Below are 25,738 nucleotides of genomic sequence, written 5' to 3'. Positions count from 1 at the left end.
TATTTTTCAGAATTTGTACTAAATCACATAATCACTGTCAGCATCGGGAATTTCCATCGAAATTCCCGGAAGGTCGGACTTCGGTTTTCCGACGATGCGCGCCGGAACACCGGCCACCGAGCTATGAGCCGCGACAGCCGATACGACGACGCTTCCCGCCCCGACCTTCGCCCCGACCCCGATTTCAATATTGCCGAGTATTTTCGCACCCGCGCCAATCAATGCACCACGGCGGATCTTAGGATGCCGATCGCCGGTGTCCTTGCCTGTCCCGCCCAAAGTGACGTCCTGCAGAATGGAGACGTCATCTTCCACCACGGCTGTTTCACCAATCACAAGTCCGTTTCCATGATCGAGCATAATCCCGCTTCCCATGCGAGCGGCCGGATGAATGTCTATCGAAAGAAAATCGCAGCTGCGGCTCTGTATGTGACGCGCCATGTGTCGTTTATCGTTATGCCAAAGCCAATGCGCTATTCTGTGCCCCTGCAGCGCCAGAAAGCCCTTGAAGTAGAGAAAAGGCACGAGCAGCTCGGAAGTGCTCGGATCGCGGTCATACACAGCCTGAAGATCCAGGATAGCATGCCTTAGAATTTCGGGAGATGCATCGAAAACATCAAGAGATAACGACGTCAGGAGATCGCCATCGACGGCGTTGTTCGCAAAGGTTTCCGAAAGGCGATGCGCCAGGCCGTGAGCAAATGTTTCGTGATCCAGAACGTTCAGTTTCATTGCGCGGGCAAGCCGCGGGTCATTCTCCAGCACTGCCTGTGCCTCGCGACGAAGCGTAGCCCACACGCTTGATGAACGATCGGCAGCTTCATCCTTTTCGCGAACCGGAGATTTGACTTTCGTCGGTTCGATTTCGAATGCGCCTGAAGATGCCCGGTTGATCGTCATCATTTTTCTCTGTTTGCCATGGGAGCCCGCACTATAGGTTGCATGGGACATGTGATCAATTATCCCCAGCCGACCAGATGTTCGATCAAGCCTTCGATCCTGGCGCTGGATGCCGACGGCGCTTTGCTCGATGGAAGTGCGTCGTGGTGTAAGGCTGATCGGCTACTCAATCTCACCCGAAAGCTGGAAAGCAAATCCTTGCCTGAGGCGGCAATTAGCAAACTAAGTCTCGCGAACGGATCAATGGCCGCTAACCTGAGAAGCGACATTGGAGGGTAGAAATGAACATCACTCGCAGACATTTTACAGCGGGTCTGGCGGGCGTGCTCGCAATGCCGATGGCTGCGCGACAGGCGAGCGCTGCCGGCAAGACCATCCGCGTCGGTTACCAGAAATACGGAACCCTCGTGCTTCTCAAGGGAAAAGGTCTGCTCGAAAAGATGCTTGAGCCGATCGGTTACGAAGTGGCGTGGTCCGAGTTTCCGGGCGGTCCGCAATTGCTGGAGGCGCTCAATGCGGGCGCCGTCGATTTCGGTTCCACCGGAGAAACGCCGCCGATCTTCGCCCAGGCCGCCAACGCACCGCTGGTTTATATCGCACACGAGCCTCCGGCACCGAAAGGCGAAGCGATACTCGTGCCCAAGAATAGTCCGATCCGTTCTGTCGCTGATCTCAAGGGCAAAAAGATCGCGTTCAACAAGGGTTCGAACGTCCATTATCTGCTGGTAAAGGCGCTTGAGGAAGCAGGCCTCGGCTACGAGGATATCGAGCCGGTTTTCCTCGCGCCATCCGACGGACGCGCGGCTTTCGAAAAAGGTGCTGTGGATGCCTGGGTGATATGGGATCCGTTTCAGGCCGCCGCGGAAGTCGCAATCGAGGCGCGTGAACTGAGAAACGGTGAAGGGCTGGTGCCCAATCATCAGTTCTATCTCGGGTCCCGATCGTTCATCGACAACCACGGCCAGACGATCAAGGTGCTGATCGACGCCATTTCGGAAATCGACAATTGGGCCAAGGCGGACACCGCCGCTGCGGCCGCAGAACTCGCTCCGCTTGTCGGCATTCCGCGTCCGGTGCTGATCAGGGCACTGGAACGCCAGTCATACGGGATCAAGCAACTCGACGAGAAGGTCGTGCAGCAGCAACAGGCCATCGCCGACACCTTTTTCGCCCTGAAGCTGGTGCCGAAAAAACTGAATGTGGCCGACGCCGTCTGGAACGGAAAGGCCTGAGCACGAAAGCCGGCAAGTTTTCACGAGCCGGCTTTCCTTGAACCTTGGCATTCATTTGCCGAAAACGTCAGAAACGCGATCGGAAGCGTCTCACGAGCCGGATGCCAGTTTGACATTACCCGCGTGTCCGCCGCCGCCGAAGACCTGACGTTTGCCGAAGGATGAGCGGATCTGGTTGCGCGGGCCTTCCAGCCCAAGTTCCGGAAAGAGCAGTTCGGAGACCCTATAGGCTTCCTCGAGATGCGGATAACCCGAGGCGATGACGGTATCGATCCCCAGGTCCTGATATTCGCGGAGCCTTGCAGCAACGGTTTTGGCCGAACCGACGAGTGCCGTGCCGGCCCCGGAACGCACCAGCCCGACACCGGCCCAAAGATTGGGAGACACTTCGAGCCGGTCACGCCGACCGTTGTGAAGCGCCACCATCCGCGCCTGCCCGACAGAATCCGAATTTTTGGCGAACACTTCCTGCGCCGCCGCGATCGTCTCGTCCGACAGTTTGGAGATCAGCCGGTCGGCCGCTTCCCAGGCTTCCTCATCCGTTTCGCGCACGATGAAATGCAGCCGGATGCCGAACGTCACCTCGCGGCCGAGTGCTGCCGCCGCCTTGCGTACCTTGGCGATCTTTTCCTCCACCTGCGCCGGCGGTTCGCCCCAGGTCAGATATTTGTCGATGATACCGGCCGAAAAATCGATGGCGGAATCGGAGGAGCCGCCGAAATAGATGGGCGGGCGCGGCTGCTGCACCGGCGGAAGCCCGAGATCGGCGTGATGCGCCTTGATATACTTGCCATCCAGATGCGCGGACCCGGTCTCGATCAGCGGATTGAACACCTGGAAGAACTCGTCGGCATGCAGGTAGCGCTCGTCATGCGGAAGGAAGATGCCGTCGCCGGCCAGTTCCTGCGCGCTGCCGCCCACCACGATGTTCAGCAGCAGGCGCCCACCCGAGACGCGATCAAGTGTCGATGCCATGCGCGCGTAATAGGCCGGCGACGCGACACCCGGCCGAATTGCCACGAGAAACTTCAGCTTTTCCGTATGGGCGGCAAGATCGGCTGCAAGGATGAAGGATTCCTCGCAGGCAGCGCCTGTCGGGATCAGCACACCGGAATAACCGAGTCGATCCGCCGCCTTGGCGATTTCGCGGAAATAACCGGGATCAGCCGGGCGGTTGAGGTCATCCGAGCCGAGATAGGCTCCATCTCCGGACGATGGGATGAACCATAGAAAATCGATAGGCTGCCCCGTGGTGGCCATGATTGATATCCTTGTTTTGAGCCGCGACATGCCGGCGCCGGCACGTGCCAAGCTAAGGCCATGCGAATGGGTTCGACAGAACCGCCACTCTAATCATCGGTGCATCCGGGAAATTCTGTTCCAATAATGCAGGCCATGGAGTTGTCGAACAACCGGGGAGACCGGCATCAGGCAGGAACGGGCGCAGCATGCTCCCTATTGCCTGTCCCGGCCAGCGAACGATCGAGCAGGCCTCTCACCTGCCGGCGATAACGATCAATGCCCTCGTCGTGACGGTCACGCCGAAGGGGAAGGTCGATGACGACTTCGCCAAGAATGCGACCCGGCCACGGCTGCATCACGATCACCCTGTGCGCCAGAAGAACGGCTTCATCGATATCATGCGTGACGAGCACGATGGTTGGCCGCATCTCCTGCCAGATATCCAGGAGGTATTTCTGCAGGGCGGCCCTTGTCAGCGCGTCGAGAGCGGAAAACGGCTCGTCGAGCAGAAGCACTTCCGGTCTGGTGACCAGAGCGCGCGCTATCGCCACGCGTTGTGCCTGTCCGCCGGAAAGTTCCTTGGGAAGACGGTCCTCATATCCTTCCAGATGCACCTGCGTCAGGGCGGCCTGCACCCTGCGGTTCCGCTCGACGGCGGGCAGGTCAGCCAGTCCGAAACGGATATTGTCCCGGACCGTCAGCCACGGCAGCAGACGCGGCTCTTGAAAGATCAGGTTGATGAGCGGATGTGGTTTTTCGACGGCTTCGCAATTGATCGAAACCGCGCCGGAACTCGGTCGATCGAGCCCGCTGACCAGACGCAACAACGTGCTTTTGCCGCAACCGGAGCCGCCGATCACCGCAACGATTTCTCCCGGCGGCACATCGAGCGTGAAACTGCCAAGCGCCTGCACACCTTTTCCATAGGTCTTGGAAAGCCCTTTAAGCGACAACATCAGGCATTCCCCCGCGCATATCTGTCCTGCCAGGCCACGAGCGGCGACGTCAGGAGAACCAGCAATCCATCGGAGAGCTTGCCGATGACCGCAAAGATGATGATCGCCGCCACGATCTGGTCGGGTTTTCCAAGCTGCTGGCCATCCACCAGAAGATAACCGAGGCCTTCCGAGGCGCCCATGAATTCGGCCGCAACCACGAACATCCAGCCGAGCCCGAGGCCGGACCGCAGCGACACGATGAAGGACGGCAGAACCGCGGGAAACAGCACGCGCCGGACGAGATCGAAACCGGAAAGCCGAAAAATCCGCCCGACCTCGACGATCTTGCGATCGACGGACAGGATTGCGGTCGACACCCCGAGATAAACCGGGAAAAACACGCCGGTGGCGATCAGCACCACCTTGGACGTTTCGAATATGCCGAACCATAGGATGAACAGCGGCACCCAGGCAATCGACGGGATGGCGCGCAGCGCCTGCAGGCTAGGATCGATCAGACCTCGGGCAATGCCGAAAAAGCCGGTGACACAGCCGAGAACCGCACCGGCAAGCGCGCCCGTCAGGAAACCGAACAGCACACGCAGACAGGTTGCCCCAATGTGCTCATAGAGCGCGCCCCCTTGTGCGAGTTGGGCAAGCGTGGCGATGATCCGTGAGGGCGGCGGCACCAGCCGTCCTGTTGCGATGCCTGCCGAAACTGCGGCTTCCCAGATCAGGAAGCCGCCGACCGGCAGGACGATTGCAAGAAGGAAGCGCTTGAGGAAAGGCGACCATGACGGCGCTGCAGCGCGCTCTTGGCCTTTCCCTTCGCCCTCCTCCAGCAGGAGATCGGTCGTCGTCACGTTTTGCACCGTCACTGAAAGAAAGCTTCGCTGAAACTCGGATCGACAAGCTTGTCCGTTTCTGCCGCGATATCGGCCTCCGCCGGCAACACGCCCGCCTGCTGCAGGGCAAGACCGGCCTTGAGGATCGTGTCACGCTGCTCGGTTCCGATGCGAGATGCCGTCAGGTCCGTCCGCTCGAGCTGCCTTGCAATCACCGCGTCGGGCAGCTTGGCCGCCTCGATCAGTGCAACCTTGAGTACTGCCGGATCCGCCAGTGCGCGCTTGCGCGCCACTTCATAGACGCCCAGCACGCGTTTCACGACGTCCGGATGCTCGCTGGCAAAGGTTTCCGTGGTGTTCAGCACCCCCCAGGTGTTGTTCTCCGGCTTGCGATAAAACAGTTTTGCACCGTCTTCCACTTCCGCGGCGGCCATCAGCGGATCAAGGCCGGCCCAGGCATCGACATCCCCACGGGTCAGCGCCAGCCGCCCATCGGCATGCTGCAGGAGCACGAATTTCACGTCACCGTCTTTCAGTCCGGCGTCGCTCAGCGCACGCACGAGAAAGATATGCGGATCGGTGCCGCGCGTGACAGCGACGGATTTGCCCTTGAGGTCTGCGATGCTGGCAATCTGCGAATCCTTGCCGGTCACTAGCGCCGTCCATTCCGGGCGGGAGTAGACATAGACAGATTTGATCGGGTTGCCGTTGACGCGAGCGATCAGTGCAGCCGCTCCGGCCGTCGATCCGAAATCGATCGAGCCGGCATTGAGAAATTCGAGCGCCTTGTTCGACCCCGCCGACTGGACCCAGCGGATGGAAATACCATCCTTCTCGAATTCCTTCTCCAGCAAGCCTTCCTTCTTCATAAGCAGCCCGACCGGATTATAAGTTGCCCAATCGATGCGGATTTCGGACAGATCCGCAGACGAAGCCTGCCCCACTCCCAGCCCCATGAAAGCGGCAACCGCCACAAGCTTTGCAATAAACGATCGCATGCCTTACCCCTTTTGATGCGTCATTTGACAAGCGTCAAAAAGTAGCCATCCGCGACGCTGGGGATAAGAAAATATGTTCCGTTGTCTTGTTTATCGATGGAATTTATCGGTTTTTGATGCAGTGCAATTTGATTCAGGTTTCCACAAAGCCAGCCGAAGTGAATTTCCGTGACCGCAGAAACTGACCGCGAACACATACCAGACCGACCGACTGTCGCCATTATCGGCGGTGGTGCGACGGGCGCCGCTGTTGCCTATCATCTGGCAAAACATGGGGCAGAGGCCGATATTGTCGTGGTCGAGCCCCGGGAAGAGCTCGGCAGGGGCCTCGCCTATAGCTCACTCGACCGGGTGCACCGGATCAACGTGCCGGCCGCACGCATGAGCCTTTTGCCCGACCATCCCGAACATTTCATCGACTGGATTGCCGCAACGGCCGCGCTGGAAGGCGACGACGGGGCGATTGCAGCAGACGGAAACGCCTTTCCGCAACGCCGTGTGTTCGGCGCTTATCTTCATGCCAGCGTCAAACCGCTGATGGACAAGGGGCTCGTGCGCCATGTGCGCTCCGCGGTAACCGGGGTCACGAAGGACAACACCCGCTGGCACGTCACGGACAGCGCCGGTCACACGCTTGCGGCCGATATAGTGGTGATCGCCACCACACATCCCGCCCCATCCGCTCCGGCCCGCCTTGCGCAGGCCCTTGCCGGTCATCCGCGCTTCATCGCGGATCCGACCCCGGCAGATGCATTGGGGCCTGTGCGCAAGGACGACCGCGTTCTTGTCGTCGGCAACGGACTGACCTCGGCCGACGTCATCGTGTCGCTGAAGGAGCGCGGCCATTACGCGCATATTACCGCTCTGTCCAGACGCGGCTTGCGCTCGAGAGGCCATGCCCCTTGCGTTCAGGAGCCGTTTGGCGACTTCCTGTCGCCACCACCGAGCAGCGCCCGTGATCTCCTTTCCCGTATCCGAGCCGCTATCCGCGGGGCAGCACGGCAGGGCATGACATGGCATGCGGTTCTCGATCAGGTCCGCGCGCAGGGCAGCGCCGTCTGGGCGCAGCTTGACGAAAAGGAACGTCGCCGGATCGTGCGCCATCTGCGCGTCTACTGGGATGTTCACCGGTTCCGCATCGCCCCGCAGGTCGAAGCCGTGCTCGATCGCGAAACCGCCGAGGGGCGACTTGAAGTTCTCGCGGCGCATTTGCTGGACGTGACGGTGATCGGCGAGACGATCCACGTTTCCGTTCGACCACGCGGCGCACGGCATATATCGGAGCGCGTGTTCGATGCCGTCGTCGTCACTACCGGACCCGCGCATGGCAGAATCCTTCAAAGCCAGCAATGGCTGAGGGAGCTTGGCCAGCGCGGTCACTTGCAGAACGACCGGATCGGCTTGGGACTGGCATGCAATGGTGAAGCCAGGGCGATTTCTGCGGATGGCACGGCGGATTCAAGCCTGTTCATAGCCGGGCCGCTGGGTCGCGGACATTTCGGCGAGCTGATGGGCTTTCCGCAGGTGGCCGAAAGCGCGGTTCTGGTGGCGAACTCGGTCGCTGCCGTCTTGCAGAAGCACTATCCGCAGCGATAAGCACCTCGCAAAGAGCGACCGTTATTCTCAGAGCGTCCGGGCATAATGTGCGCCCCCAAGGCGATCACCCTGACCGAAAAGCCTGTTGCGATAACTGCCTTGCGCGTAGGATGTCTTGTAGGCATTGCGCGCCTGCAGTTGCGGGATGACGAGGTCGATGAAGGTTTCATAACTTTCCGGCACCACTGTCCGGGTCAGGTTGAACCCGTCAATGCCGCTTTCCTCGGTCCAGCGGATCAGCTCCTCGGCGACCTTTGCGCCATCTCCGACGATCAACGGATATCGCCCGCCAATCGCGAGTTCCTTCAGCAATTGCCGCTTGGTCCAGCCTTTTTCGCGCGCCATCTGGCTGACGGACTGGATTGCATTGCCCTTGCCATAAGCGATTGCCTCATCGAGATCGTAGCGGGACAGATCGATGCCGCTGCCGGCCGAAAAATGCGCCAGCCCAGCCTCAGGACTTGCGTGATCCAGATAGTCCGCAAGCCGCTCTTGCGCATCTCCGGTCGTTTCCCCCGCGACAACGGTAATGCCGAGAAAAATCTTCACGTCGTCCGACCGTCTGCCGGCCGCAACGACCTCCGCACGCAAGGCATCGACCGTGCGGCGTGCAGCAGCGGGATCGGTCGCACTGATGAAGATGCATTCCGCGTGGCGCGCCGCAAAACGCTTGCCCCGTCCGGATGTGCCGGCCTGAAAGAGCACGGGCGTCCGCTGCGGTGACGGCTCGGCCAGATGATAGCCATGTGAACTGTAATAGGGTCCTTCATGGTTTATCTTGCGGACACGATCCGGCCGGGCATAAATGCGACCGGCCTTGTCGCGCACCACGGCATCGTCGTCCCAGCTCTTTTCCCAGAGCTTGTAAAGCACATCGAGATAATCGTCGGCACGGTCGTAGCGGTCGTCATGCTCGCGCATGCCATCCTGCCCCAGCGCGCGGGCGGCACTGTCGAGATAACCGGTCACGATGTTCCAGCCGATCCGCCCGTCGGTGAGGTGGTCCAGTGTCGATATGCGCCGGGCGAATGTATAGGGATGCTCGATGCTGGTATTGACGGTGATGCCGAAACCGAGATTGCCAGTCACGGCGGCCATTGCCGAAACGAGTATGGTCGGATCGTTGACCGGAAGCTGGATGGATTCCCGAAGCGTCAGATCGACGGACTGCTGATAGATGTCGTAGACCCCGACGATATCGGCCAGAAAGATGCCGTCGAACAGCCCGCGTTCCAGCGTTCGGGCGAGATCGGTCCAATAACTGAGCTTCCGATAATCCTGAGACCTGTCGCGCGGATGCGTCCACAGGCCATGATTGATGTGCCCGACGCAGTTCATGCTGAAGGCGTTGAGGAGGATCTTCTTCGTATCTGCCATGAAAATTTCCCGGTTTCGGCGCGGTCAGAGGGCGCCGTGGCGGGGTGGCCGCCGGCCGTTCAGATAATATTGCCCGATTGCCTGAAATTTCCAGCGCACCGGATCGTGAAGCGTGTGAGTGCGAACATTGCGCCAGTGACGGTCATAATTGTCCGTCGACATCGTCGATGAAGTGCCCGACAGTTCGAACAGCTTGTTGGAGGCAAGCAGCCCCGCACGCGTCGCCAATATTTTCGCCTCCGCGACCGCGATGGAGGCTGCCGCCACCGTGTCTTCATCCGGTGCGACCATCGCCACATCCACCAGGCGGGCGGCGCGGTCCAGAAGTGCCTGCGACGCCCGCAGCCGGATGTGCACCTGTCCGACCTCGCTCAGCGTCAGCGGATCATCCGTGGCCTTCTCCACCTTGGCATCGATCCAGGCACGCGACCGTTCCCGCACGAAATCCAAAGTGTCGCCGTAAGCCCCCTGCCCGATACCGAGATCGATCGCGGCATGTATCAGCTGGGCAAATGGCCCGATCGTCGTCGGCCGCTCGAACGATGCCTGGAACGGCAGGACATGATCCGGATTCACCGCGACGCGGTCGAAATTCACAGTGCCGCTTCCCGTCACCCGCTGACCAAAACCGTCCCAGTCGTCATGGATGGTGACACCGAGCGCCGTGCGCGGCACGAACACCAGATAGGTCCTTGCGGTCCCGTCTTCGGTCCTTGATACCAGCGTCGGTATCCAGTGAGCGTAGATGGCGCCGGTGCAATAATATTTGGTGCCCTGCACGAAAAGACGGCCGCTATCCTCCAGCAACTGCGTGCGGCGCTTGAAATCCCGCAAGCCGATTTCGGCAAGGGCATTACCAAAGCGCTCTCCGGCAAGGACCCGATCGTAAAAAAAGCGCTTCTGCTCTTCGCGGCCGCCGACCCGCAGCACTTCGAGTGCATAATAATGGTTCTGAGGGATCTGCGCGAGCGACCCGTCGGCGGCCGCGATGATCGCCGTCACCTGCGCCAGCGTGCCCGCCGATACGCCGGCACCGCCATATTCCTTCGGAACGGTGATGGCCCAAAGGCCTGTTGCGACAAAATCGTCGAGTTCCAGCCAGGGCAGAAGCCGTTCCGCATCCCGCCGGGATGCGCTCGCCTTCACCGTGTCGGCAAAGCTGCGCGCGGCGGACAGCGCTTCCGCATCGCTGGTAATCAGGTGCGGGCGGCGGCTCACCGGAGGAGCCGGGCTTACGATTGCAGCTCTCGTCATAATCAATTCCACTGGTGGCGAGCGGGCGCCACGTCATTCAATACGTAGTTCCCGATCAGATGATATTTCCATCTGACGGGATCGTGCAGCGTATGGACACGCGCATTGCGCCAGTGGCGATCCAGATTGTGCCTTTCGCGGGTCGCGGCGGAGCCCGCTAGATCGAAAAGCCTTTCGCTGGCGGATAGCGCGATCTCGGTCGTCAGGATCTTGGCTTCGGCCACCGCGATGGATGCGGCGGCGCTGCTTTCTGCCGTCACAGGGTCGGAGGCAAGCGCGTCCAGCGTCCGCCCGGCCGCATAAAGCACTTCCTGCGCGGCATGCAGATCGGTTGCAAGACTTCCCACCTCATGGAGGATGGTCGGATCGTCGGTTGCCCGCTCCAGACCGGAATCCACCCACGGTCGGGCATGGTCGCGAACGAAGGCCAGCGCGTCGTCGAATGCCGCACGGGCAATGCCGGCATCGATGGCGGCCTGGATCAGCTGCGAGATCGGGCCGGCGAGGCCAGGCCTGTCGGCAAAGGCATGTACGGGCAGAACAAGTTCGGGATCGATCGGCACATCTGCGAAATCCACCGTGCCGCTGGCCGTGGTGCGCTGACCGAATGAGTTCCAGTCATCAACGACCGTGACGCCGGGACTGTCGTGGCGCGCCCATGCCTGGACTGCCCTGCCCTCATCGTCCATGGCGCGGGTGGGGATGTAATGCGCAAAGATCGCGCCGGTCGAATAAAACCGGCTGCCGCTGAGGCGCAGCCCTGTCGATGTGCTTTCCAGACGGGTGGTGGCGATGTTGACCGCCTTGGTCTTGCGCTCCGGCCCGGCATTGCCGATCCGGTAACCGGCCAGGATGTTGCGGTAGATACGCGCCTTCTGGGCCTCCGTTCCGATATCGGCAACCAGCGCCAGAACGCCGAACTGGTTCTGCGGTATCTGGCCCAGCGCCGGATCGGCGGCACAGAGAATTTCGAACACGCGCGCAACCGTTTCGAACGAGGCTCCGGCGCCGCCATGACTGCGCGGCACAGTGATCGCCCCCAGCCCGCTTGCCGTATAGGCTTCGATTTCCTCCCACGGCAGAACCCTGTTGCGATCCCGCTCGGCCGCGCCCTTGCCGAATTCCCCGGCCAGCCGCAGGGCGATCTCGATCGCTTCGTCATCGCTTGCAATGCGATGAACGGGCGAAGGCGGCTTTGGGCCGACGACATGCTGCTTGCTCAAAAATGTCTGGCTCTGCAATGATGGCATGGGAGGATCCGGAGGCATGAGAAATGATGATTATCGTGACCGCAGCCGCCGCACGGCGAAATCGCCGACAAACTGAACACCGCTGACGATGACGATGAGAACGGCGATCACCACCAGCATGACCGTGGTATCGAACCGCTGGTAACCGTAGCGGATCGCCACGTCACCGAGGCCACCGGCACCGACCGCGCCGGCCATTGCCGATGCACCGATCATCGACACGATGGTAATCGTGAACCCGCCGACCAGACCCGGCAGGGCCTCCGGCAACAGCACATGGCGGATGATATGCCAGCGGCGACAGCCGATAGCCTGTGCCGCCTCGATCAGGCCATGGTCCACCTCGCGCAGGCTGACCTCGGCAATCCGCGCAAAGAACGGCGTGGCGCTGATCGAAAGAGGCACGATCGCGGCCCAGACACCGATCGTGGTGCCTGTTACCAGCCGCGTGAAGGGCAGAAGTGCTACCAGCAGCACGATGAAAGGCGTTGCCCTGAAACCGTTGATGACCGCGCCCAGCACGCGATTGGCACGCGGCGCCTCGATCAGTCCACCGGGACTTGAGAGCACCAGAAAGACCGCCAGCGGAATGCCGGCGAGCAAGGCAATGAGCGCCGACGCGCCGACCATCGTCAACGTGTCGACAAACGCATTCCAGAGGCGCTCAATCATCAGAGGCGACATAACCGACGATCCTTGTCTGACTGGCCGGAGAAGCGGAAAGGCTGGCCGCCAGCCCCTGCTCCGAATAAGTGTAGGGCGTGCTGAGGATCAGCCGGCCGGCGACATGTCCCTGAATACAATCGAGATCGCTCTGGATCACGTGCGACGCCGGCCCGAAAACGGCGGCGATCCGGGCCAGATCGGGTGCGACAGCATCGCCGCCCTTGAACACCAGTTCCACGATGGCGCGGCTTTTTCCGCCCGCCACCGGTTCCTGCTGGATCGCTGCCGCCAAATCGTCCGGCAGTTTGCGGCTGAGCGGTGCCAGAAGAGCGCGCGTGGCGTCATGCTGCGGATCGCCGAACACCTGCCAGACTGCGCCACTTTCGGCGATTTCGCCGCGCTCCAGCACCAGTACACGGTCGCAGACCTCGCGGATGACGCTCATTTCGTGCGTGATCAGCACGATCGTCAATCCAAGCCGGCGATTGATGTCCTTCAGCAATTGCAGGATCGAGACCGTCGTTTCCGGATCGAGTGCCGATGTCGCCTCGTCGCAGAGAAGGATATCCGGTTGGCTGACCAGCGCGCGGGCAATGCCGACGCGTTGTTTCTGTCCGCCGGACAGGCGTGAGGGATAGGTGTTTTCCTTGCCCTCAAGTCCGACGAGACCCAGCACTTCCGTAACGCGTTTGCGCCGCTCTTGCGCCGGCACGCCCGCGACGAGAAGCGGCAGGGCAACGTTTGCAAATACCGTCTTGGTCGAAAGAAGATTGAAATGCTGAAAAATCATGCCGACCCTGCGGCGGAATTTCACCAGATCATCCTCACCGAGCGTGGCGATATCCTGCCCGCTGACGATCACGCGGCCGGAGGTCGGTCGCTCAAGACGGTTGATCGTGCGGATGAGGCTAGACTTTCCGGCGCCCGATCGCCCGATAATGCCGAAGATCGAGCCCGCCTCGATATCGATGGTGATATCCTTGAGCGCATCGACGGTGCCGGCGGATGAATGGTAGGTCTTTCCGAGCGTCTCGAAGCGAATGACGGTTTTGGCATCGCCGCCCCCCTGTTTTGCCGAGGGGACGGCCGTGATGCCGGCGCTCACTTGCGCAGCGGCCGAGCCCTTGAGGCCGGACCGTGTCTGCGCTTCGAAAAATGCCACGGTCATGCTTACCACGCGATCGTGTAAAGCTTCGGATTGCTTGCAAAGCCCTTGTCGATGGCCTCGCGAACGACTTTCGAATTCTGGTAGAGTTCGACGACTTTCTTCAGCGCCGGGTTATCGGCCTTCGCCTTATTGGCAGCAAAAACGATGGCAAACTGCTTGTCATCGATGCCGGAGAAGATCAGCGCCGAACCCGGATCGAAGGTTTTGGCGGCAATGATGAAATGGGGGTAGCCGAGAGCGACGTCGACATCGCCGGTAATGCGCGCCAGCTGCGGCCCTTCCACTTCGGTGAAAGTCACTTTTTTCGGATTGTCGACGATATCGTCGAGCGTTCCCTGGAAGCCTACGCCTTCCTTGAGCTTGATCAGGCCGCCCTTTTCAAGAAGCAGCAGGCCACGGCCCTGATTGACCGGATCATTGGCGATCGCAACGGTGCCGCCTTCCGGCACGCTTGCGAAATCCTTGTGCTTCAGGGAATAGATGCCGATATTGGCAAGCGTGCCGGTGCCGATCGGTTCGATATCGTAGCTCTTCTGCTTGACGGCATTGGCCAGGAACGGCTTGTGCTGAAAGTAGTTGAGATCGAGATCACCGGCCTGAAGCGCTTCGTTCGGTGTCGTCCAGTCGCTGAACTCGATCACCTGAAGGTCGATACCCGCTGCTTTCGCTTCGGGCACCAGCGCCTCGACGGAATCGCCGTAAACACCCGGCACCACGCCGATCTTGACCGTTTCGGCCAGAGCCGGTGCGGCCATCGAAATGAGCGCTGCGGAAAGAATTGTCAGAAGCTTCATGTGTCCCTCTCCAAAAATCCAATTTCCACAAAATTAGTGGATTGCGGGATGTTTGAGAGAGACCAATTTTCGCGGCGCGAAGTATGCGAGAAATAAAATGCCTCTCGACCTAATGTTGCAGGAAGACTGGACCTGTGGCCGGAAGATCCTGCGGAATACGCCAGCGCCTGTTCCGTCGGAGACGATGGAGCAGGCGTTGTAGCGTTGCGCTGCCTCAGCACGGTCGCAGGTCGCTTACCGACAGGAACCGATCCTTTGAGCTGACCGGCTGCGCCTTGGCGACGCTCGCCAGCTGATCCATCAGCTGATAACCGCCTGCCCACCGGCCATAACCGCTGGCAATATTGATATGCCCTGCAAGACCGAGATTGTGTACGGGCAAGCTCCAGGACTGCCCCAGCAATGTGAGCTTGTCGAGCGGCATATAAAGGTCGTTGAGGCTACCGACGATCAGGCTTGGAAATCGCGGCGTACCAACTGGCGCATGACCGAAATCGATCATTCCGGGATGAAGCGCCCCGGTGAGCTGCGGATCGCAGGGCGCAACCAGCAACGCCGCCTTTATGCGTTTGGCGGCGGGGCGGGCCGCAAGCTTGGCAACGACAAGGCAGGCGAGACTGTGGGCGACAACATATGCCTCGTTTGCCGCCTCCAGTTCCGTCTCCACCTTGGCAACCCAGCAATCGACCGCAGGTTTTGTCCAGTCGGCCTGCTGCACCGTCAGGCAATCCGGTCGTTCGTTTTGCCAGTGCCATTGCCAATGCCCCTCATCAGAGCCGTTCAGTCCGGGCAAAATAAGAGTTTGCATGAACGTCCTTTCTCCGAAAACTCCGGTCCGCCTTTTCGCGACCGGATGCGATGGCGATCGAAATCACCTTCGATCAAGAGCGGCAACCACGCGGTCGCCGATCCACTGAATGCCGCATACGAGGATGATTAGAACGATGACGACCCAGACCATGATCATGGTTTCGAAGCGCTGATATCCATAACGGATGGCTAGATCGCCAAGCCCACCCGCTCCGATGGCGCCCGCCATCGCGGATGCGCCGATCAGGGTCACGAGCGTCACCGTGAAGCCGGCGACAATGCCGGGCAGCGCCTCGGGGATCAGAACGTCCCGGATGATCGCCCAGCGATTGCCGCCCATGGCACGAACGGCCTCTATCAGCCCCTTGTCGACCTCGCGCAGGGAGACTTCGGCAATGCGCGCATAATAGGGTATCGCTGCGATGGAGAGTGGCACGATCGCTGCCGTCGTTCCGAGCGACGTTCCCACGATCAGGCGCGTCAGAGGGATCAGCGCGACCAGAAGAATGATGAACGGGATCGAACGCAATGCGTTGATCACCGAACCCAGAACGCCATTGAGCCAAAGGTTCTCGGCAATGCCGCCGCGCGCGGTCGCGACCAGCGCGAGACCGAGCGGCAACCCGACCACGAGAGAAATCAGGCCAGATGCGAAGGTCATGATCAGCGTTTCCACGATGGCGCTGATGAAAAGGTCGATCAGAACATCAGACATAACCAAGCATCTCCACGCGTGCGCCGGCAGCAATGAGCGTTCGTTTCAGGTCGGCAACCAGTTCCGTTTCAGCCCTCGGAACAGCGAGGAAAAAACGCGCCACGGGCGTCGTCTGTATGTGCTCGATCCCGCCCTCGATGAGCCGGGCGCCGCGCGAAAAAGCGACCGCCAGATCGGCGAAAAACCGGTGCTGTGCATAGTCACCGGCAAGATCGATCGCCAGAACGGCTTCTGCGCCCGATTGCGCATCGAGCTTGCCTGCGATGTAATCCGGCAGCTGCGGCCGGTTGCCGGCCAGCAGGCTTTTGGTCATGGCCTGTTGCGGATCGGCGAATACCGCGGCAACCGATCCTTCCTCGACGATGCGGCCTGCGTCAATGACAGCGACACGATCGGCGATCGATCGCACCACATCCATCTCATGGGTGATCAGTACGATGGTCAAACCGAGTTTGCGATTGATGTCCTTGAGCAGCGCAAGGATGGACCGGGTGGTTTCCGGATCGAGCGCCGAGGTCGCCTCGTCCGAAAGCAGAAGTGCCGGCCTTGCGGCCAGTGCCCGTGCGATGCCGACGCGTTGCTTCTGCCCGCCCGACAGCTGGTTTGGATAGGCCCTGGCCTTGTCGCTCAGCCCGACCAGTTCCAGCATTTCGTGTGCTCTGGCGATCCGCTCGCGGCGATCCAGTCCCTCGATCTTAAGCGGGAGCGCGACATTCGCCTCCACCGTTTTTGCCGAGAGGAGATTGAAGTGCTGGAAAACCATTCCGATCCGGCGTCGAAGCGGCTGAAGCTCGCCTTCGCTCAGGCCATCGATGCGACTGCCCTCGATCATAACCGCGCCGCTGTCGACACGCTCGAGGCCATTCAGGCATCGTATCAGCGTCGACTTCCCGGCACCGCTACGCCCGATGATGCCAAGGATCTCGCCCTCGCGCACGGACAGCGAAACACCGTCAAGCGCAGGCGTTTCGGAAAACCGCCGATGAATATCGTCAAGCCTGACGATCTCCCGGCTTTCTGTCGCGGCGTCGTGTTGACGACCACGCGAAACAGCTTCATTCTGCATGCATTGCTCCAAACGCCAGGCGGGACAAGTCGAACTCATCCCGCCCGCATTTTCAGGGTTTCGATCCGGCTTAGTAGGCGCTCAGTCCGGTGCCTTTGTAGACCTTGTCGAACACGGCCTTGACCGTGTCGTTCTGATAGGATGCGACCAGCGTCTTTACCCAGTCCTCGTTTTCCTGGCCCTGCTTCACGGCAATGAAGTTACGGTACGGATTGTCGTTGATCGGTTCCTGCGCAATGCGGTTTTCCGGCCCAAGGCCTGCCTTCAGCGCCCAGTCGGTGTTTACCACGGCAGCGTCGAGATCGTCGATCGAACGCCCCACGATACCGGCATCGAGTTCCTTGATTTTCAGGCCGCGGCTGTTTTCCGAAATATCGGCAATGGTTGCCAGAATGCCCGTACCATCCTTCAGCTTGAGAAGGCCCTCGTTCTGCAGCACGCGCAGTGCGCGACCTTCGTTCGAAGGATCGTTGGGAACGCCGACCTGTGCGCCCTTCGGCAGGTCAGCCAGGCTCTTGTATTTCTTGGAATAGAGGCCGATCGGCCAGACGCCTGTATAACCGACCGCGACGATCTTGTAACCGTGCTGCTTGATCTGGTTATCGAGATAGGGCTTGTGCTGGAAAGCATTGGCGTCCACTTCGCCGCGCTCCAGCGCCTCGTTCGGCTGGTTATAATCGTTGAAGATCACGGTCTGGATCTTCAGCCCCTTTTTGGCGGCTTCCGGGATGACGGCACGCCAGACGTCTTCGTCCTCTCCGCTCATGATGCCGACCTTGATCGACTTTTCCTGTGCCTGGAGAGGTGTGACGCCGGTGAGGCTGACGACGGTCAATGCCAGGGCGGCGGCGAGTGCCGTGCGACGGCGAAGCGAAAGAGTGTTTCCTGTGATGGCCATTTTCTTTTTTCCTGAACGGGAATGACGTTCAAAAGATTGCAGATGGCTTGGAAATATTCGAAGCAGATCCAACTCATTTTTCGCTTATAAAACGAAAAACCAGACGCCGCCCTGCTCGTGGCGAGCATATAAATCTACTCAATCTATAGGTATTATGCACACGAAAGCAGAGCCCGTGGATCGCAGCCGGAAAATCCACCGATTCTTGAGTGAATCGCTGGAGATTTGGCTGGTGGCGTAATGGTGATTGCAATCGTGTGGTGACGCGTGCAGCCAGTGTCGCCCTCCCCGTGACGGCGTCGCAACTTCATCATGGGCCGATCTTGCGCATAGAGGCGCGTCGGAAAAACCCGCGACGCTATCGACCCAATTTTCACGACGCAGTTCCTCGACCAGCTGGCGCGCACCTTCCTTGGAGATACGCTGGCAACCGATCCTGATGCTTCGCCCGCCTATGCCGACATTGCGGCCTCGCGCAACGCTGATCCAGATGGGAGAACGAGGTCATGCTCAGCGGCGCGATGAAATTCGCAGAGCGATTGGCAAGGCAGCGGGTCCGGACCACTTTGGATTTTTGGCGGGGCAAGTTTCATATCTGGCATGTCTTTGCCAACTTCATGCCAGGAGCAGATGAGGCTCTCGATAACGAGGATACATTTATCGCCAAAGAGTTCTAGCGCATGAAGAAGCGCCGGTTCTAACGTGCATGCCGACACTTTCATACAAGCGGCGGCTATCTTCAGTGTTCGATGGCTCCAGTGCCGCAGATGAATCACATTGGTCTTGATGAAATTCGAACCCACGACCCGCAGATCCGAACCGCTTATCGGGCTGAATATCAAAGATAATGTCCTTTATCATGGATGGGACACCATTATTTCATTTCAGCGACCATGCTCCAGTCCTCCTCATACAGAGACCATTACGCAGCCAGCTACGCTCATGGTAACCATTGTCTGGAAAACGATCGGAACACCAAGATCTGTAAGGAAACTATATCCGAAATCTACGGCGAAGAACGCAGCTTTCCGGCGATAAAGGCAGAACCCTGCTTGCGGCCCCGAAGCGAAGCGGTCTTGAGCAACAAACTAGCTGTACAAATGCATTAGGCTAATCGTTTTCTTGCAGCTTCAACAAGTGCATCGAATAGACTTTGTTGATCGTAATCCGTCTCGGCGCTGTATTCGGGATGCCACTGAACTCCCAGCGCGAATGGGTGTGCAGTAAATTCAATCGCCTCGACAATGCCGTCGTCAGCGATGGCGTTGACCTTGAGGTCCCTGCCGAGTTCGTTGATGCCTTGATGATGGCCTGACATCGTGGTCACGGACGATTTTTGGACAATCGAGTGCAAAAGAGTATTTTGAAACACCGTCACTGGCTGTGCAATCCAGAATGCGTTTTCGTCCTGATGGATGTTGCCTTTGCCGAGATCGTGGATATGGGGATGCAAGGTTCCTCCCTGCACGACGTTAAGGAGTTGCATCCCTCGACATACGAATAGGATCGGCAGCTCGGGCATTTGAAGAGCGGCTTTTGCCAGCGCCATATCCGCCTTGTCGCGGCGAGGATAGCACGGGCCAACTCGCGGGTGGTCTTGAGCGCCGCCATATGTCGAAGGATCGATGTCTGCCCCACCGGTGACGATCAACCCGTCGAGGCGAAGCAGCAGATCATCGACCTTCTCTTCACAGACTGGTAGCAATACGGGAATGCCGCCAGCTCGTCTCACAGCGTCGACGTAGAATGCGGGCGAGCAAAAGTGCTCCCTGTACCAGGTTGTATCCACAATCTTTTCGTCGCGGTCGTAGGTCGTAATGCCGATGATGGGCATGATTTCTCCAAAATCTCCTTGAAATCTCTTCGTAATTGTAGAGTGAGACCCGCGCAACGATTTCATGTGTGCTACCGTCCCAAAGCCGCCATCAGGTATCCGGTATTCTGCAGCCGTCAACATCGCAAATGAGCGCCTGATCGTCTTCCACGCGCTCGATCTTGCTCAGTAGAATACGGTCGAGAGCTTGGTCGAACACCTGTCGCGGCTGAGCGCCGGAAAGCGCGACTTTGCCGTCGATCACGAAGAACGGCACACCGGTAACGCCGATTTCCATGGCGGTCTGCTGATCCGCTGCGATCTGGTCGTCGATGACGTTGGATGACAATGCGGCATTGATCTCCTCATGACTGAGCCCGATCCTTGCAGCGATCCTCTCAATAACTGATCGCTCGCCGATAGCTTCCCCCTCGTTCATGTAGGCCTCGAACAGGACTTCGGCCGCCTTGATGCCCAGGCCCTTGGCCTGCGCAACCTGGATGATCCGGTGTGCAAGACGGGTATTGCCGGGCTTGACTTTCTGCCATTGGAAATCGATCCCCTCGGATGCGCAGAGTTCCGCGACATTGCGCTGGTGCTGGATCGCACCAGCTTCATTGGTGCGATACTTCCCGGCAATCATTTCCAGGTTCGGAGTGGAGTGGGTCGACGGTGCATCAGGCTCCAGTTCGAAGCTGTGCCAGACCCATTCGATTTCGACGCCGCGTTCGCGGGCCACGTTTTCGAGACGCTTTTCACCCACATAGCAAAACGGGCAGATAACATCGGACCATACATCAACACGCATGGGTATTCCTTTCGTTGGATATCAGACCGCAGACGATGGGTAGTTGAGGAGATTGTCCGTCGTGTCGCGGATTGCTTCACGCATTTTCGGCCCATCACGAAGTCCTGAGAACAGTCGGTTGCCGATGAGCACTGTTGGTACTGCCCGCACTCCCACATCTTCACTCAGCTTCAAAGCTTCATCATGCCTACGCGCCAGTTCGGGATCGGACAGCGCGGTTTCAAATGCGTCGGCATCCAGAGCGAGATTGCGAACAATATCCTTGAGAACCTCGACATCACCGATATCGCGGTCCTGTTGGAAAAAGGCACGCAGCACGGCCTCCACATAGTCGTTGCGCTTGCCCTGATCGGCCGCCCACTGCATGCCGATGAACGCGGTGCGGGAATAGGGCTGGGGCGATACGGTCGGCAGCTTGATATCGACACCCATCCGGCGGGCGGTCGGATAAACGCCATCGCGCCAGCTTGTCTGCAGGTAGTGGTCTTCCGGGCGCAGTGTCGGCGTCGGCGATGGCCGCAGCTCGAACGGCATCCACACCAGTTCGGCGTTTTCCGCTTCCACCGCCTCCTTGATCGGACCTTCGGCGATCAGGCAGTATGGGCATACAAAGTCTGTCCAGACATAAACCCGGACCTTGTCGTGATTTTTCGAGATATCGGCTGTCATGGAAATCTTCCGTGCGTTCTTTTCGTTGCCCAGAAGTTACGATGGACGCATGCGGAAACAAGCTCGGCAGGCGATAGGCTGCTTATCAGATTTTGCACTAATCGTCGCTGGCGCAGTTGTAACCCGTAGCTCCAGCCTCAGTTCAACTGCTTTTCGGGTCAGCCAGATAGTCCTTCAGAGCATCGATGAGCGTGCGAATACGACGAGGCAGGTGCTGTCGTGACGGATAGACCGCCCAGATGCCGAGGTCGCCGAGCTTCGCATCGGTCAGCTCGATGCGTTCGAGATTGCCGCGCTCGATGCATTCCCAGACATCCCAATAGGTCATCATGGCAATCCCCGCGCCGTCCAGGCATGCGCCGCGCACGCCTTCAACGCTGTTGGAGGTGAATGGGCCGGATACCCGAACCCACACCGTCTCGTCTCCCACAACGAGCGGCCATGTGGGCATGCCATGCAGTGTCAGGCATGGATGGCTGACAAGGTCCTCAATTGTCTCCGGCTTCCCGAACCGTTCGATATAGCCGGGCGATGCACAGAGGATGCGCGGATTGGACGCGAGTTGCGTCGCGATCAGCTCGGATGATTCCAACGGCGAAACCCGGATCGCCAGGTCCAGTCCCGCTCCGGCGATATCGACAATGCCGTCGGTCAGCGTCAGGTCGACCTTGAGCGATGGATTGTCGGCCATAATGCGTGTCATCGCAGGCAGGATGATCGAGCGACCGATGACGTTCGGAGCCGTAACCTTGAGCACCCCGCGAAGACCACTTTCTCCGGAAACGATTGCTGCAAGTGCTGCATCCTTCGTTTCCAGCAGCATCGTGGCGAATGGCAGAAACGCCTCGCCCTCGGGGGTGAGAGCTATGGATCGCGTGGTTCGGTGGAACAGGCGCACACCGATTTCGTCTTCCAGGCTGGAAAGCTTACGGCTCACCGCCATGGGGGGCACGCCGATCTGTCGGGCGGCGGCAGACAACGAGCCGAGCGTGGCGATGGCTTTGAAGAGGGCAACGTTCTCAAGGTTCATATTATATCGATATTCGATATTCTGCTTACCGTCCACTCACACTACTGGTCATGCCGTCCAATGGGTAAATCCGGGTCAGCCAACGACTTAACCACATGAGGACGACAGACATGACCACCGCCCAACACAAGCTCCTGACAGCCTTCGGGATGAACGGCAAGACAGTGAAGAACCGCTTCGGTGTCGCGCCGATGACCCGCGTGACTGCGGCCGAAGACGGTCGGGTCACCGAGATCATGACCCGCTACTACGAGCGTTTCGCGCGGGGCGGGTTTGGTCTCGTCGTCACCGAAGGCATCTACACCGACCAGGCTCATTCCCAGGGGTACCCAAATCAGCCGGGCATCACCGACGATGCTCAGGCGCGTTCGTGGAAACCACTGGTCAGCGGCATCAAGTGCCATGGTTCGCTCGCCATTGCGCAGATCATGCACGCTGGGGCCATCTCACAGGGCAACCGTTTCCGTGATACCACGGTCGGACCATCGGCCATTCAGCCGAAGGGTAAGCAGATGACGTTCTACTACGGCAAGGATGCCTACGCGGTTCCGGCAGAGATCACGGAAGACCAGATCGCCGAGGTCGTCAACGGGTTCGGCGATGCTGCAGCACGTGCAGTCGAGATCGCGGGCTTTGACGGCATCGAAATCCATGGTGCCAACGGCTACCTGCTCGATCAGTTTCTGACCGACTACACCAATGAGCGCACCGACGAATACGGTGGCAGCACGGCCAATCGCATCCTTTTGCTGGTTGAGGTCATCAACGAAGTCCGTGCGAGGGTTGGTGCTGAAGTGCCCGTCGGCATCCGTATTTCGCAGGGCAAGGTCAACGACTTCACCCACAAGTGGGCAGGCGGCGAGAAGGATGCCGAGATCATCTTCGGCGCGCTGGCACGCGCGGGTGTCGACTTCATTCACGTCACCGAGTTCGAAGCCTGGAAGCCCGCGTTTGGCGACACCGGCCCGACGCTTGCCGGATTTGCGAAGAAGTATGCCCCTTCCGCAGTCATTATTGCCAACGGCAGCCTGCACGATCTCGACATGGCGGAATCGGTCATCCGCGAAGACGCCGATATCGTGACACTTGGCAGGGGAGCGCTTGCCAACCCCGACCTTCCCATCCGGCTTGCGGAAGCCCAGTCGCTCCGCGAGTTTGATCCTTCGATCCTCGGCCCCATTGCCGACATCAAGGACACTGAACTGGCCCTCTAAGGACCAATCCGAACAAATGAAACCAACCAACCCTGCGTGCATAGCCTGCAGGGTATCAACTCCTTGTGCCCAAGCCATGGACGCAGGTGAGACTTCTCCCGAGGAAAATCATGCCTACAGTTACAGACACAGGAATGACCGCAGGTCGTGTCTACACGGACCGCCTGCCTGTATTCGCCCTTCTGGCTCTTGCCACGACGGGCTTCATCTGCATTGCCACCGAGACGCTGCCTGCTGGCCTGCTGCCGCAGATCGCAGGGGAACTCGGCATCTCGCACGGTCTGGCTGGTCAGATGGTCGCGATCTACGCGCTCGGCTCCCTGCTTGCCGCCATCCCGCTGACGATCCTGACCAATAGCTGGCCACGCCGCCGCGTTCTGCTGCTGACCGTTTTTGCCTTCCTGGTATTCAATCTGATCACCGCCTTCTCGTCCAATCTCTACCTGATCTTTGCAGCACGTTTCCTTGCCGGAACCGCAGCCGGGTTGGGCTGGAGCATCATTGGTGGATACGCTCGTCGCATGGTCGCTCCGCATCTGCAGGGCAAGGCACTTGCCATGGCGATGATCGGGACGCCTATCGCACTCTCCATCGGTGTGCCACTCGGCACATGGCTCGGTTCGGCCGTCGGCTGGCGTATGGCATTCGTCATCATGTCGATCCTTGCCGTCGTGCTGATCGGTTGGATCATCGCCAAGGTTCCGGACTATCCGGGCGTATCCTCAAAGTCGAAGGTCTCCTTCGGCAGCGTGTTGACCACGCCGGGCGTTCGCCCCGTCTTATTCACGGCACTGGCATGGATGCTCGCACACAATGTCCTCTACACCTTCATCGCTCCATACCTTGCACCCTCGGGGCTTGAAGACCGCACGGACCTGATGCTCCTCGTGTTCGGCGTGGCCTCTCTGGTCGGCATCTTCGGTATCGGTCGCCTGGTGGACCGTCACCTGCGCACCACAGTTCTTATCAGCCTTGTGGCATTCCTAGTCGCGGCACTGATCCTCGGCATTGCCATGACCTCTCCAATTGCAGTCTTCTTCGGCGTGGCAATTTGGGGCATTACCTTCGGCGGTGCGGCAACGCTTCTCCAGACGGCGCTCGCGGATTCTGCGGGTGAAGGGGCGGACGTGGCGCTTTCGATGAGCACGGTCGCCTGGAATGCCGCGATTGCTGGCGGTGGCGTAATCGGCGGTATTCTCGTCGACGGCTACAGCGCGGTCTATCTGCCTTGGGTCATGGCGATCATCGTCGCAATCGCATTGATCACCGCATGGTCGGCCAAGGGACACGGCTTCCAGCCCGGTGAGCGCGAGCACTCTGGGGCCGTCGCGGGACACTAAATCAAAAATGGAAAGGCCGTCACGTGTTTGACGGCCTTTTCGGTGTTAGTGACGGTCAAAGGCATAAGGAAGTGCGCCAGAAGCGGCCCTTCCGTTGAGGTTCCGGTGCAACCGCGATGTCTCTTTGCCGTATTTCTGCCAACCAAGATTCACATTTCTCCAAACTCCAAATTCAACGCGAACCGGCGACAGACCTGAATCAGGGATCAGAACGCGGCATGGAAAAGTTTCGTGTGACCGACAGGAAATTTCTTACGGTCGGGGATGTCGATCCCTTCCGATAAGCTACTGCGATCCTAACCGGGGTCACTGTGGTCAAGGGGCGTAGTAAAGTCCCTTGCATTTGTACCTGCGAAATCGAGCGTGGAACGAGGGAGACGCCGAGATCAGCTGACACCAGAGACAGGATCGAGGCAATATGCGGAGCGGCCGGTCCGAGGAGCGGAGTAAATCCAGCGCCTTGGCAGGCCTCTACCACCGCATCGTGAAGGCTTGTCCCTACTTCGCGTGGCGTGAGAATGAACGGATCGGTCGCCAGTTCAAGAAGATCTATGCTCGCAGCGTCTGCAAGCCGGTGTGATGTCGCTAGTGCGACCATGAGAGGTTCCTCACTCAGCACTTCTTTGCGCAGTGTATCTGGATCCGGTCCCGAAGGGCGCAGTATCGCCACGTCCAACCTGTCCTCAAGCACAGCCTCTGATAGCGCTACCGAATTGGCCTCCGTCACCATCAAGTCAACACTGGGAAACTTGCTCTTGTATGCGCGAATGCATGCTGGGACGACCGGGTTCAATGCCGTCGTGCCGGTCACCCCGATCCGTAGAACGCCGGATTCGCCGGCAGCCGCCCGACGTGCAAGCCGAATACCTTCGTTGAGGCGTGTCGGAATGTCGGAAACCGCTTGCCGAAATGCGTATCCGGCTGGCGTTAGCTCGACCCCATGCGAAAGGCGGCGGAACAGGCTTGTCCCAATCTCCCTTTCCATGACCTTCATCTGCTGGCTCAAAGGTGGCTGGGCGATACCAAGGTACTCCGCTGCACGGGTAAAGCTTCTCTCTTGGGCGATCGCCAAAAAATACCGCACATGACGAAGTTCCATGATATTAGTTCCAGAT

At 59.4% G+C, this 25,738-nt stretch carries 25 protein-coding genes; 5 read left to right on the top strand and 20 right to left on the bottom strand.

The genetic code is table 11. The features are described 5' to 3' along the window. Positions 1-18: 18 nt before the first annotated feature. On the bottom strand, positions 19-903 hold the full coding sequence (gene cysE / locus ACRQ1B_RS15935; RefSeq protein ID WP_432294741.1) for a serine O-acetyltransferase: 885 nt from the start codon (positions 901-903) through the stop codon (positions 19-21). Positions 904-1,181: 278 nt separating this feature from the next. On the opposite strand from cysE, the gene ACRQ1B_RS15930 reads away from it, so the two are divergent. Further along, the gene (locus ACRQ1B_RS15930; RefSeq protein ID WP_432294740.1) at positions 1,182-2,132 is read left to right on the top strand and encodes a sulfonate ABC transporter substrate-binding protein; all 951 of its coding nucleotides are present in this window, start codon (positions 1,182-1,184) and stop codon (positions 2,130-2,132) included. 90 nt (positions 2,133-2,222) lie between these two features. Here ACRQ1B_RS15930 and ssuD read toward each other — a convergent pair whose 3' ends face one another. The 4 genes from ssuD to ACRQ1B_RS15910 all read right to left on the bottom strand — a co-directional run bounded on the left by ssuD (position 2,223) and on the right by ACRQ1B_RS15910 (position 6,155). Then, a complete protein-coding gene (gene ssuD / locus ACRQ1B_RS15925) occupies positions 2,223-3,392 on the bottom strand; it encodes an FMNH2-dependent alkanesulfonate monooxygenase (protein WP_432294739.1) in 1,170 nt (389 codons plus the stop codon). 167 nt (positions 3,393-3,559) lie between these two features. Beyond that, complete coding sequence (locus tag ACRQ1B_RS15920) at positions 3,560-4,330, bottom strand: ABC transporter ATP-binding protein (RefSeq protein ID WP_432294738.1); 771 nt, start codon at positions 4,328-4,330, stop codon at positions 3,560-3,562. Next, complete coding sequence (locus ACRQ1B_RS15915; RefSeq protein WP_432294737.1) at positions 4,330-5,175, bottom strand: ABC transporter permease; 846 nt, start codon at positions 5,173-5,175, stop codon at positions 4,330-4,332. The genes ACRQ1B_RS15920 and ACRQ1B_RS15915 overlap by 1 nt, the downstream gene beginning before the upstream one ends. Positions 5,176-5,186: 11 nt before the next feature. Then, entirely contained in the window at positions 5,187-6,155 is a 969-nt protein-coding gene (locus tag ACRQ1B_RS15910; protein WP_432294736.1) for an aliphatic sulfonate ABC transporter substrate-binding protein, read from the bottom strand. A gap of 168 nt (positions 6,156-6,323) precedes the next feature. Here ACRQ1B_RS15910 and ACRQ1B_RS15905 point away from each other — a divergent pair, with 168 nt between their 5' ends. Continuing rightward, the gene (locus ACRQ1B_RS15905) at positions 6,324-7,751 is read left to right on the top strand and encodes an FAD/NAD(P)-binding protein (RefSeq protein ID WP_432294735.1); all 1,428 of its coding nucleotides are present in this window, start codon (positions 6,324-6,326) and stop codon (positions 7,749-7,751) included. Positions 7,752-7,778: 27 nt separating this feature from the next. Here ACRQ1B_RS15905 and ACRQ1B_RS15900 read toward each other — a convergent pair whose 3' ends face one another. The 10 genes from ACRQ1B_RS15900 to ACRQ1B_RS15855 form a co-directional block, all read right to left on the bottom strand. Further along, complete coding sequence (locus tag ACRQ1B_RS15900; RefSeq protein WP_432294734.1) at positions 7,779-9,128, bottom strand: LLM class flavin-dependent oxidoreductase; 1,350 nt, start codon at positions 9,126-9,128, stop codon at positions 7,779-7,781. Between the two features lie 24 nt (positions 9,129-9,152). Further along, entirely contained in the window at positions 9,153-10,382 is a 1,230-nt protein-coding gene (locus ACRQ1B_RS15895; RefSeq protein WP_432294733.1) for an SfnB family sulfur acquisition oxidoreductase, read from the bottom strand. A 2-nt stretch (positions 10,383-10,384) separates the two neighbouring features. Next, positions 10,385-11,632, bottom strand: coding sequence for an SfnB family sulfur acquisition oxidoreductase (locus tag ACRQ1B_RS15890; RefSeq protein WP_432294732.1), 1,248 nt, complete (start codon positions 11,630-11,632; stop codon positions 10,385-10,387). 30 nt (positions 11,633-11,662) lie between these two features. Further along, positions 11,663-12,316: a methionine ABC transporter permease gene (locus tag ACRQ1B_RS15885; RefSeq protein WP_432294731.1), complete on the bottom strand. Its 654-nt coding sequence runs from the start codon at positions 12,314-12,316 to the stop codon at positions 11,663-11,665. After that, positions 12,297-13,466, bottom strand: a complete 1,170-nt coding sequence (locus tag ACRQ1B_RS15880) for a methionine ABC transporter ATP-binding protein (protein WP_432294730.1) — start codon at positions 13,464-13,466, stop codon at positions 12,297-12,299. Before ACRQ1B_RS15880 ends, ACRQ1B_RS15885 begins: the two co-directional genes overlap by 20 nt. A gap of 2 nt (positions 13,467-13,468) precedes the next feature. Continuing rightward, on the bottom strand, positions 13,469-14,260 hold the full coding sequence (locus tag ACRQ1B_RS15875; RefSeq protein WP_432294729.1) for a MetQ/NlpA family ABC transporter substrate-binding protein: 792 nt from the start codon (positions 14,258-14,260) through the stop codon (positions 13,469-13,471). A gap of 214 nt (positions 14,261-14,474) precedes the next feature. Beyond that, positions 14,475-15,068: an RBBP9/YdeN family alpha/beta hydrolase gene (locus ACRQ1B_RS15870; RefSeq protein WP_432294728.1), complete on the bottom strand. Its 594-nt coding sequence runs from the start codon at positions 15,066-15,068 to the stop codon at positions 14,475-14,477. Positions 15,069-15,131: 63 nt separating this feature from the next. Continuing rightward, positions 15,132-15,785 carry a methionine ABC transporter permease gene (locus ACRQ1B_RS15865; protein WP_432294727.1) on the bottom strand — a complete coding sequence of 218 codons (654 nt, stop codon included), beginning with the start codon at positions 15,783-15,785 and terminating at the stop codon, positions 15,132-15,134. Continuing rightward, positions 15,778-16,851 carry a methionine ABC transporter ATP-binding protein gene (locus ACRQ1B_RS15860; protein WP_432294726.1) on the bottom strand — a complete coding sequence of 358 codons (1,074 nt, stop codon included), beginning with the start codon at positions 16,849-16,851 and terminating at the stop codon, positions 15,778-15,780. The genes ACRQ1B_RS15865 and ACRQ1B_RS15860 overlap by 8 nt, the downstream gene beginning before the upstream one ends. A 70-nt stretch (positions 16,852-16,921) precedes the next feature. After that, positions 16,922-17,749: a MetQ/NlpA family lipoprotein gene (locus ACRQ1B_RS15855; RefSeq protein WP_432294725.1), complete on the bottom strand. Its 828-nt coding sequence runs from the start codon at positions 17,747-17,749 to the stop codon at positions 16,922-16,924. Between the two features lie 506 nt (positions 17,750-18,255). Here ACRQ1B_RS15855 and ACRQ1B_RS15850 point away from each other — a divergent pair. Then, positions 18,256-18,426 carry an alpha/beta hydrolase family protein gene (locus tag ACRQ1B_RS15850; protein ID WP_432294724.1) on the top strand — a complete coding sequence of 57 codons (171 nt, stop codon included), beginning with the start codon at positions 18,256-18,258 and terminating at the stop codon, positions 18,424-18,426. Between the two features lie 428 nt (positions 18,427-18,854). Here ACRQ1B_RS15850 and ACRQ1B_RS15845 read toward each other — a convergent pair whose 3' ends face one another. The 4 genes from ACRQ1B_RS15845 to ACRQ1B_RS15830 all read right to left on the bottom strand — a co-directional run bounded on the left by ACRQ1B_RS15845 (position 18,855) and on the right by ACRQ1B_RS15830 (position 22,069). Continuing rightward, positions 18,855-19,583 (bottom strand): gamma-glutamyl-gamma-aminobutyrate hydrolase family protein, encoded by a 729-nt coding sequence (locus ACRQ1B_RS15845; RefSeq protein ID WP_432294723.1) that lies wholly within the window; start codon positions 19,581-19,583, stop codon positions 18,855-18,857. A 91-nt stretch (positions 19,584-19,674) separates the two neighbouring features. Next, positions 19,675-20,370 carry a DsbA family oxidoreductase gene (locus ACRQ1B_RS15840; protein ID WP_432294722.1) on the bottom strand — a complete coding sequence of 232 codons (696 nt, stop codon included), beginning with the start codon at positions 20,368-20,370 and terminating at the stop codon, positions 19,675-19,677. A gap of 21 nt (positions 20,371-20,391) precedes the next feature. Further along, on the bottom strand, positions 20,392-21,039 hold the full coding sequence (locus tag ACRQ1B_RS15835; protein WP_432294721.1) for a DsbA family oxidoreductase: 648 nt from the start codon (positions 21,037-21,039) through the stop codon (positions 20,392-20,394). A gap of 142 nt (positions 21,040-21,181) precedes the next feature. Further along, positions 21,182-22,069, bottom strand: a complete 888-nt coding sequence (locus ACRQ1B_RS15830; RefSeq protein WP_432294720.1) for a LysR family transcriptional regulator — start codon at positions 22,067-22,069, stop codon at positions 21,182-21,184. Between the two features lie 110 nt (positions 22,070-22,179). On the opposite strand from ACRQ1B_RS15830, the gene ACRQ1B_RS15825 reads away from it, so the two are divergent. Both ACRQ1B_RS15825 and ACRQ1B_RS15820 read left to right on the top strand, forming a co-directional pair. Beyond that, complete coding sequence (locus ACRQ1B_RS15825; protein ID WP_432294719.1) at positions 22,180-23,283, top strand: NADH:flavin oxidoreductase; 1,104 nt, start codon at positions 22,180-22,182, stop codon at positions 23,281-23,283. Positions 23,284-23,393: 110 nt separating this feature from the next. Continuing rightward, complete coding sequence (locus tag ACRQ1B_RS15820; RefSeq protein ID WP_432294718.1) at positions 23,394-24,623, top strand: MFS transporter; 1,230 nt, start codon at positions 23,394-23,396, stop codon at positions 24,621-24,623. A 199-nt stretch (positions 24,624-24,822) separates the two neighbouring features. On the opposite strand, the gene ACRQ1B_RS15815 is transcribed toward ACRQ1B_RS15820, so the two are convergent. Continuing rightward, the gene (locus ACRQ1B_RS15815) at positions 24,823-25,722 is read right to left on the bottom strand and encodes a LysR family transcriptional regulator (RefSeq protein ID WP_432294717.1); all 900 of its coding nucleotides are present in this window, start codon (positions 25,720-25,722) and stop codon (positions 24,823-24,825) included. Positions 25,723-25,738 lie beyond the last annotated feature (16 nt).

Origin of the sequence: Endobacterium panacihumi, from assembly GCF_050847465.1 — a bacterium.
GTDB classification, from domain to species: domain Bacteria; phylum Pseudomonadota; class Alphaproteobacteria; order Rhizobiales; family Rhizobiaceae; genus Neorhizobium; species Neorhizobium panacihumi.
The sequence above is the reverse complement of the archived record's forward strand: the minus strand, read 5'-3'. Positions and strand labels throughout refer to the sequence as shown.

Excerpts from the sequence above, each read along its gene's own strand:
- cysE (WP_432294741.1), bottom strand. The coding sequence starts at position 903 with ATGATGACGATCAACCGGGCATCTTCAGGCGCATTCGAAATCGAACCG.
- ACRQ1B_RS15930 (WP_432294740.1), top strand. The coding sequence starts at position 1,182 with ATGAACATCACTCGCAGACATTTTACAGCGGGTCTGGCGGGCGTGCTC.
- ssuD (WP_432294739.1), bottom strand. The coding sequence starts at position 3,392 with ATGGCCACCACGGGGCAGCCTATCGATTTTCTATGGTTCATCCCATCG.
- ACRQ1B_RS15920 (WP_432294738.1), bottom strand. The coding sequence starts at position 4,330 with ATGTTGTCGCTTAAAGGGCTTTCCAAGACCTATGGAAAAGGTGTGCAG.
- ACRQ1B_RS15910 (WP_432294736.1), bottom strand. The coding sequence starts at position 6,155 with ATGCGATCGTTTATTGCAAAGCTTGTGGCGGTTGCCGCTTTCATGGGG.
- ACRQ1B_RS15900 (WP_432294734.1), bottom strand. The coding sequence starts at position 9,128 with ATGGCAGATACGAAGAAGATCCTCCTCAACGCCTTCAGCATGAACTGC.
- ACRQ1B_RS15895 (WP_432294733.1), bottom strand. The coding sequence starts at position 10,382 with ATGACGAGAGCTGCAATCGTAAGCCCGGCTCCTCCGGTGAGCCGCCGC.
- ACRQ1B_RS15890 (WP_432294732.1), bottom strand. The coding sequence starts at position 11,632 with ATGCCATCATTGCAGAGCCAGACATTTTTGAGCAAGCAGCATGTCGTC.
- ACRQ1B_RS15885 (WP_432294731.1), bottom strand. The coding sequence starts at position 12,316 with ATGTCGCCTCTGATGATTGAGCGCCTCTGGAATGCGTTTGTCGACACG.
- ACRQ1B_RS15880 (WP_432294730.1), bottom strand. The coding sequence starts at position 13,466 with ATGACCGTGGCATTTTTCGAAGCGCAGACACGGTCCGGCCTCAAGGGC.
- ACRQ1B_RS15875 (WP_432294729.1), bottom strand. The coding sequence starts at position 14,260 with ATGAAGCTTCTGACAATTCTTTCCGCAGCGCTCATTTCGATGGCCGCA.
- ACRQ1B_RS15870 (WP_432294728.1), bottom strand. The coding sequence starts at position 15,068 with ATGCAAACTCTTATTTTGCCCGGACTGAACGGCTCTGATGAGGGGCAT.
- ACRQ1B_RS15865 (WP_432294727.1), bottom strand. The coding sequence starts at position 15,785 with ATGTCTGATGTTCTGATCGACCTTTTCATCAGCGCCATCGTGGAAACG.
- ACRQ1B_RS15860 (WP_432294726.1), bottom strand. The coding sequence starts at position 16,851 with ATGCAGAATGAAGCTGTTTCGCGTGGTCGTCAACACGACGCCGCGACA.
- ACRQ1B_RS15855 (WP_432294725.1), bottom strand. The coding sequence starts at position 17,749 with ATGGCCATCACAGGAAACACTCTTTCGCTTCGCCGTCGCACGGCACTC.
- ACRQ1B_RS15850 (WP_432294724.1), top strand. The coding sequence starts at position 18,256 with ATGCTCAGCGGCGCGATGAAATTCGCAGAGCGATTGGCAAGGCAGCGG.
- ACRQ1B_RS15845 (WP_432294723.1), bottom strand. The coding sequence starts at position 19,583 with ATGCCCATCATCGGCATTACGACCTACGACCGCGACGAAAAGATTGTG.
- ACRQ1B_RS15840 (WP_432294722.1), bottom strand. The coding sequence starts at position 20,370 with ATGCGTGTTGATGTATGGTCCGATGTTATCTGCCCGTTTTGCTATGTG.
- ACRQ1B_RS15835 (WP_432294721.1), bottom strand. The coding sequence starts at position 21,039 with ATGACAGCCGATATCTCGAAAAATCACGACAAGGTCCGGGTTTATGTC.
- ACRQ1B_RS15830 (WP_432294720.1), bottom strand. The coding sequence starts at position 22,069 with ATGAACCTTGAGAACGTTGCCCTCTTCAAAGCCATCGCCACGCTCGGC.
- ACRQ1B_RS15825 (WP_432294719.1), top strand. The coding sequence starts at position 22,180 with ATGACCACCGCCCAACACAAGCTCCTGACAGCCTTCGGGATGAACGGC.
- ACRQ1B_RS15820 (WP_432294718.1), top strand. The coding sequence starts at position 23,394 with ATGCCTACAGTTACAGACACAGGAATGACCGCAGGTCGTGTCTACACG.
- ACRQ1B_RS15815 (WP_432294717.1), bottom strand. The coding sequence starts at position 25,722 with ATGGAACTTCGTCATGTGCGGTATTTTTTGGCGATCGCCCAAGAGAGA.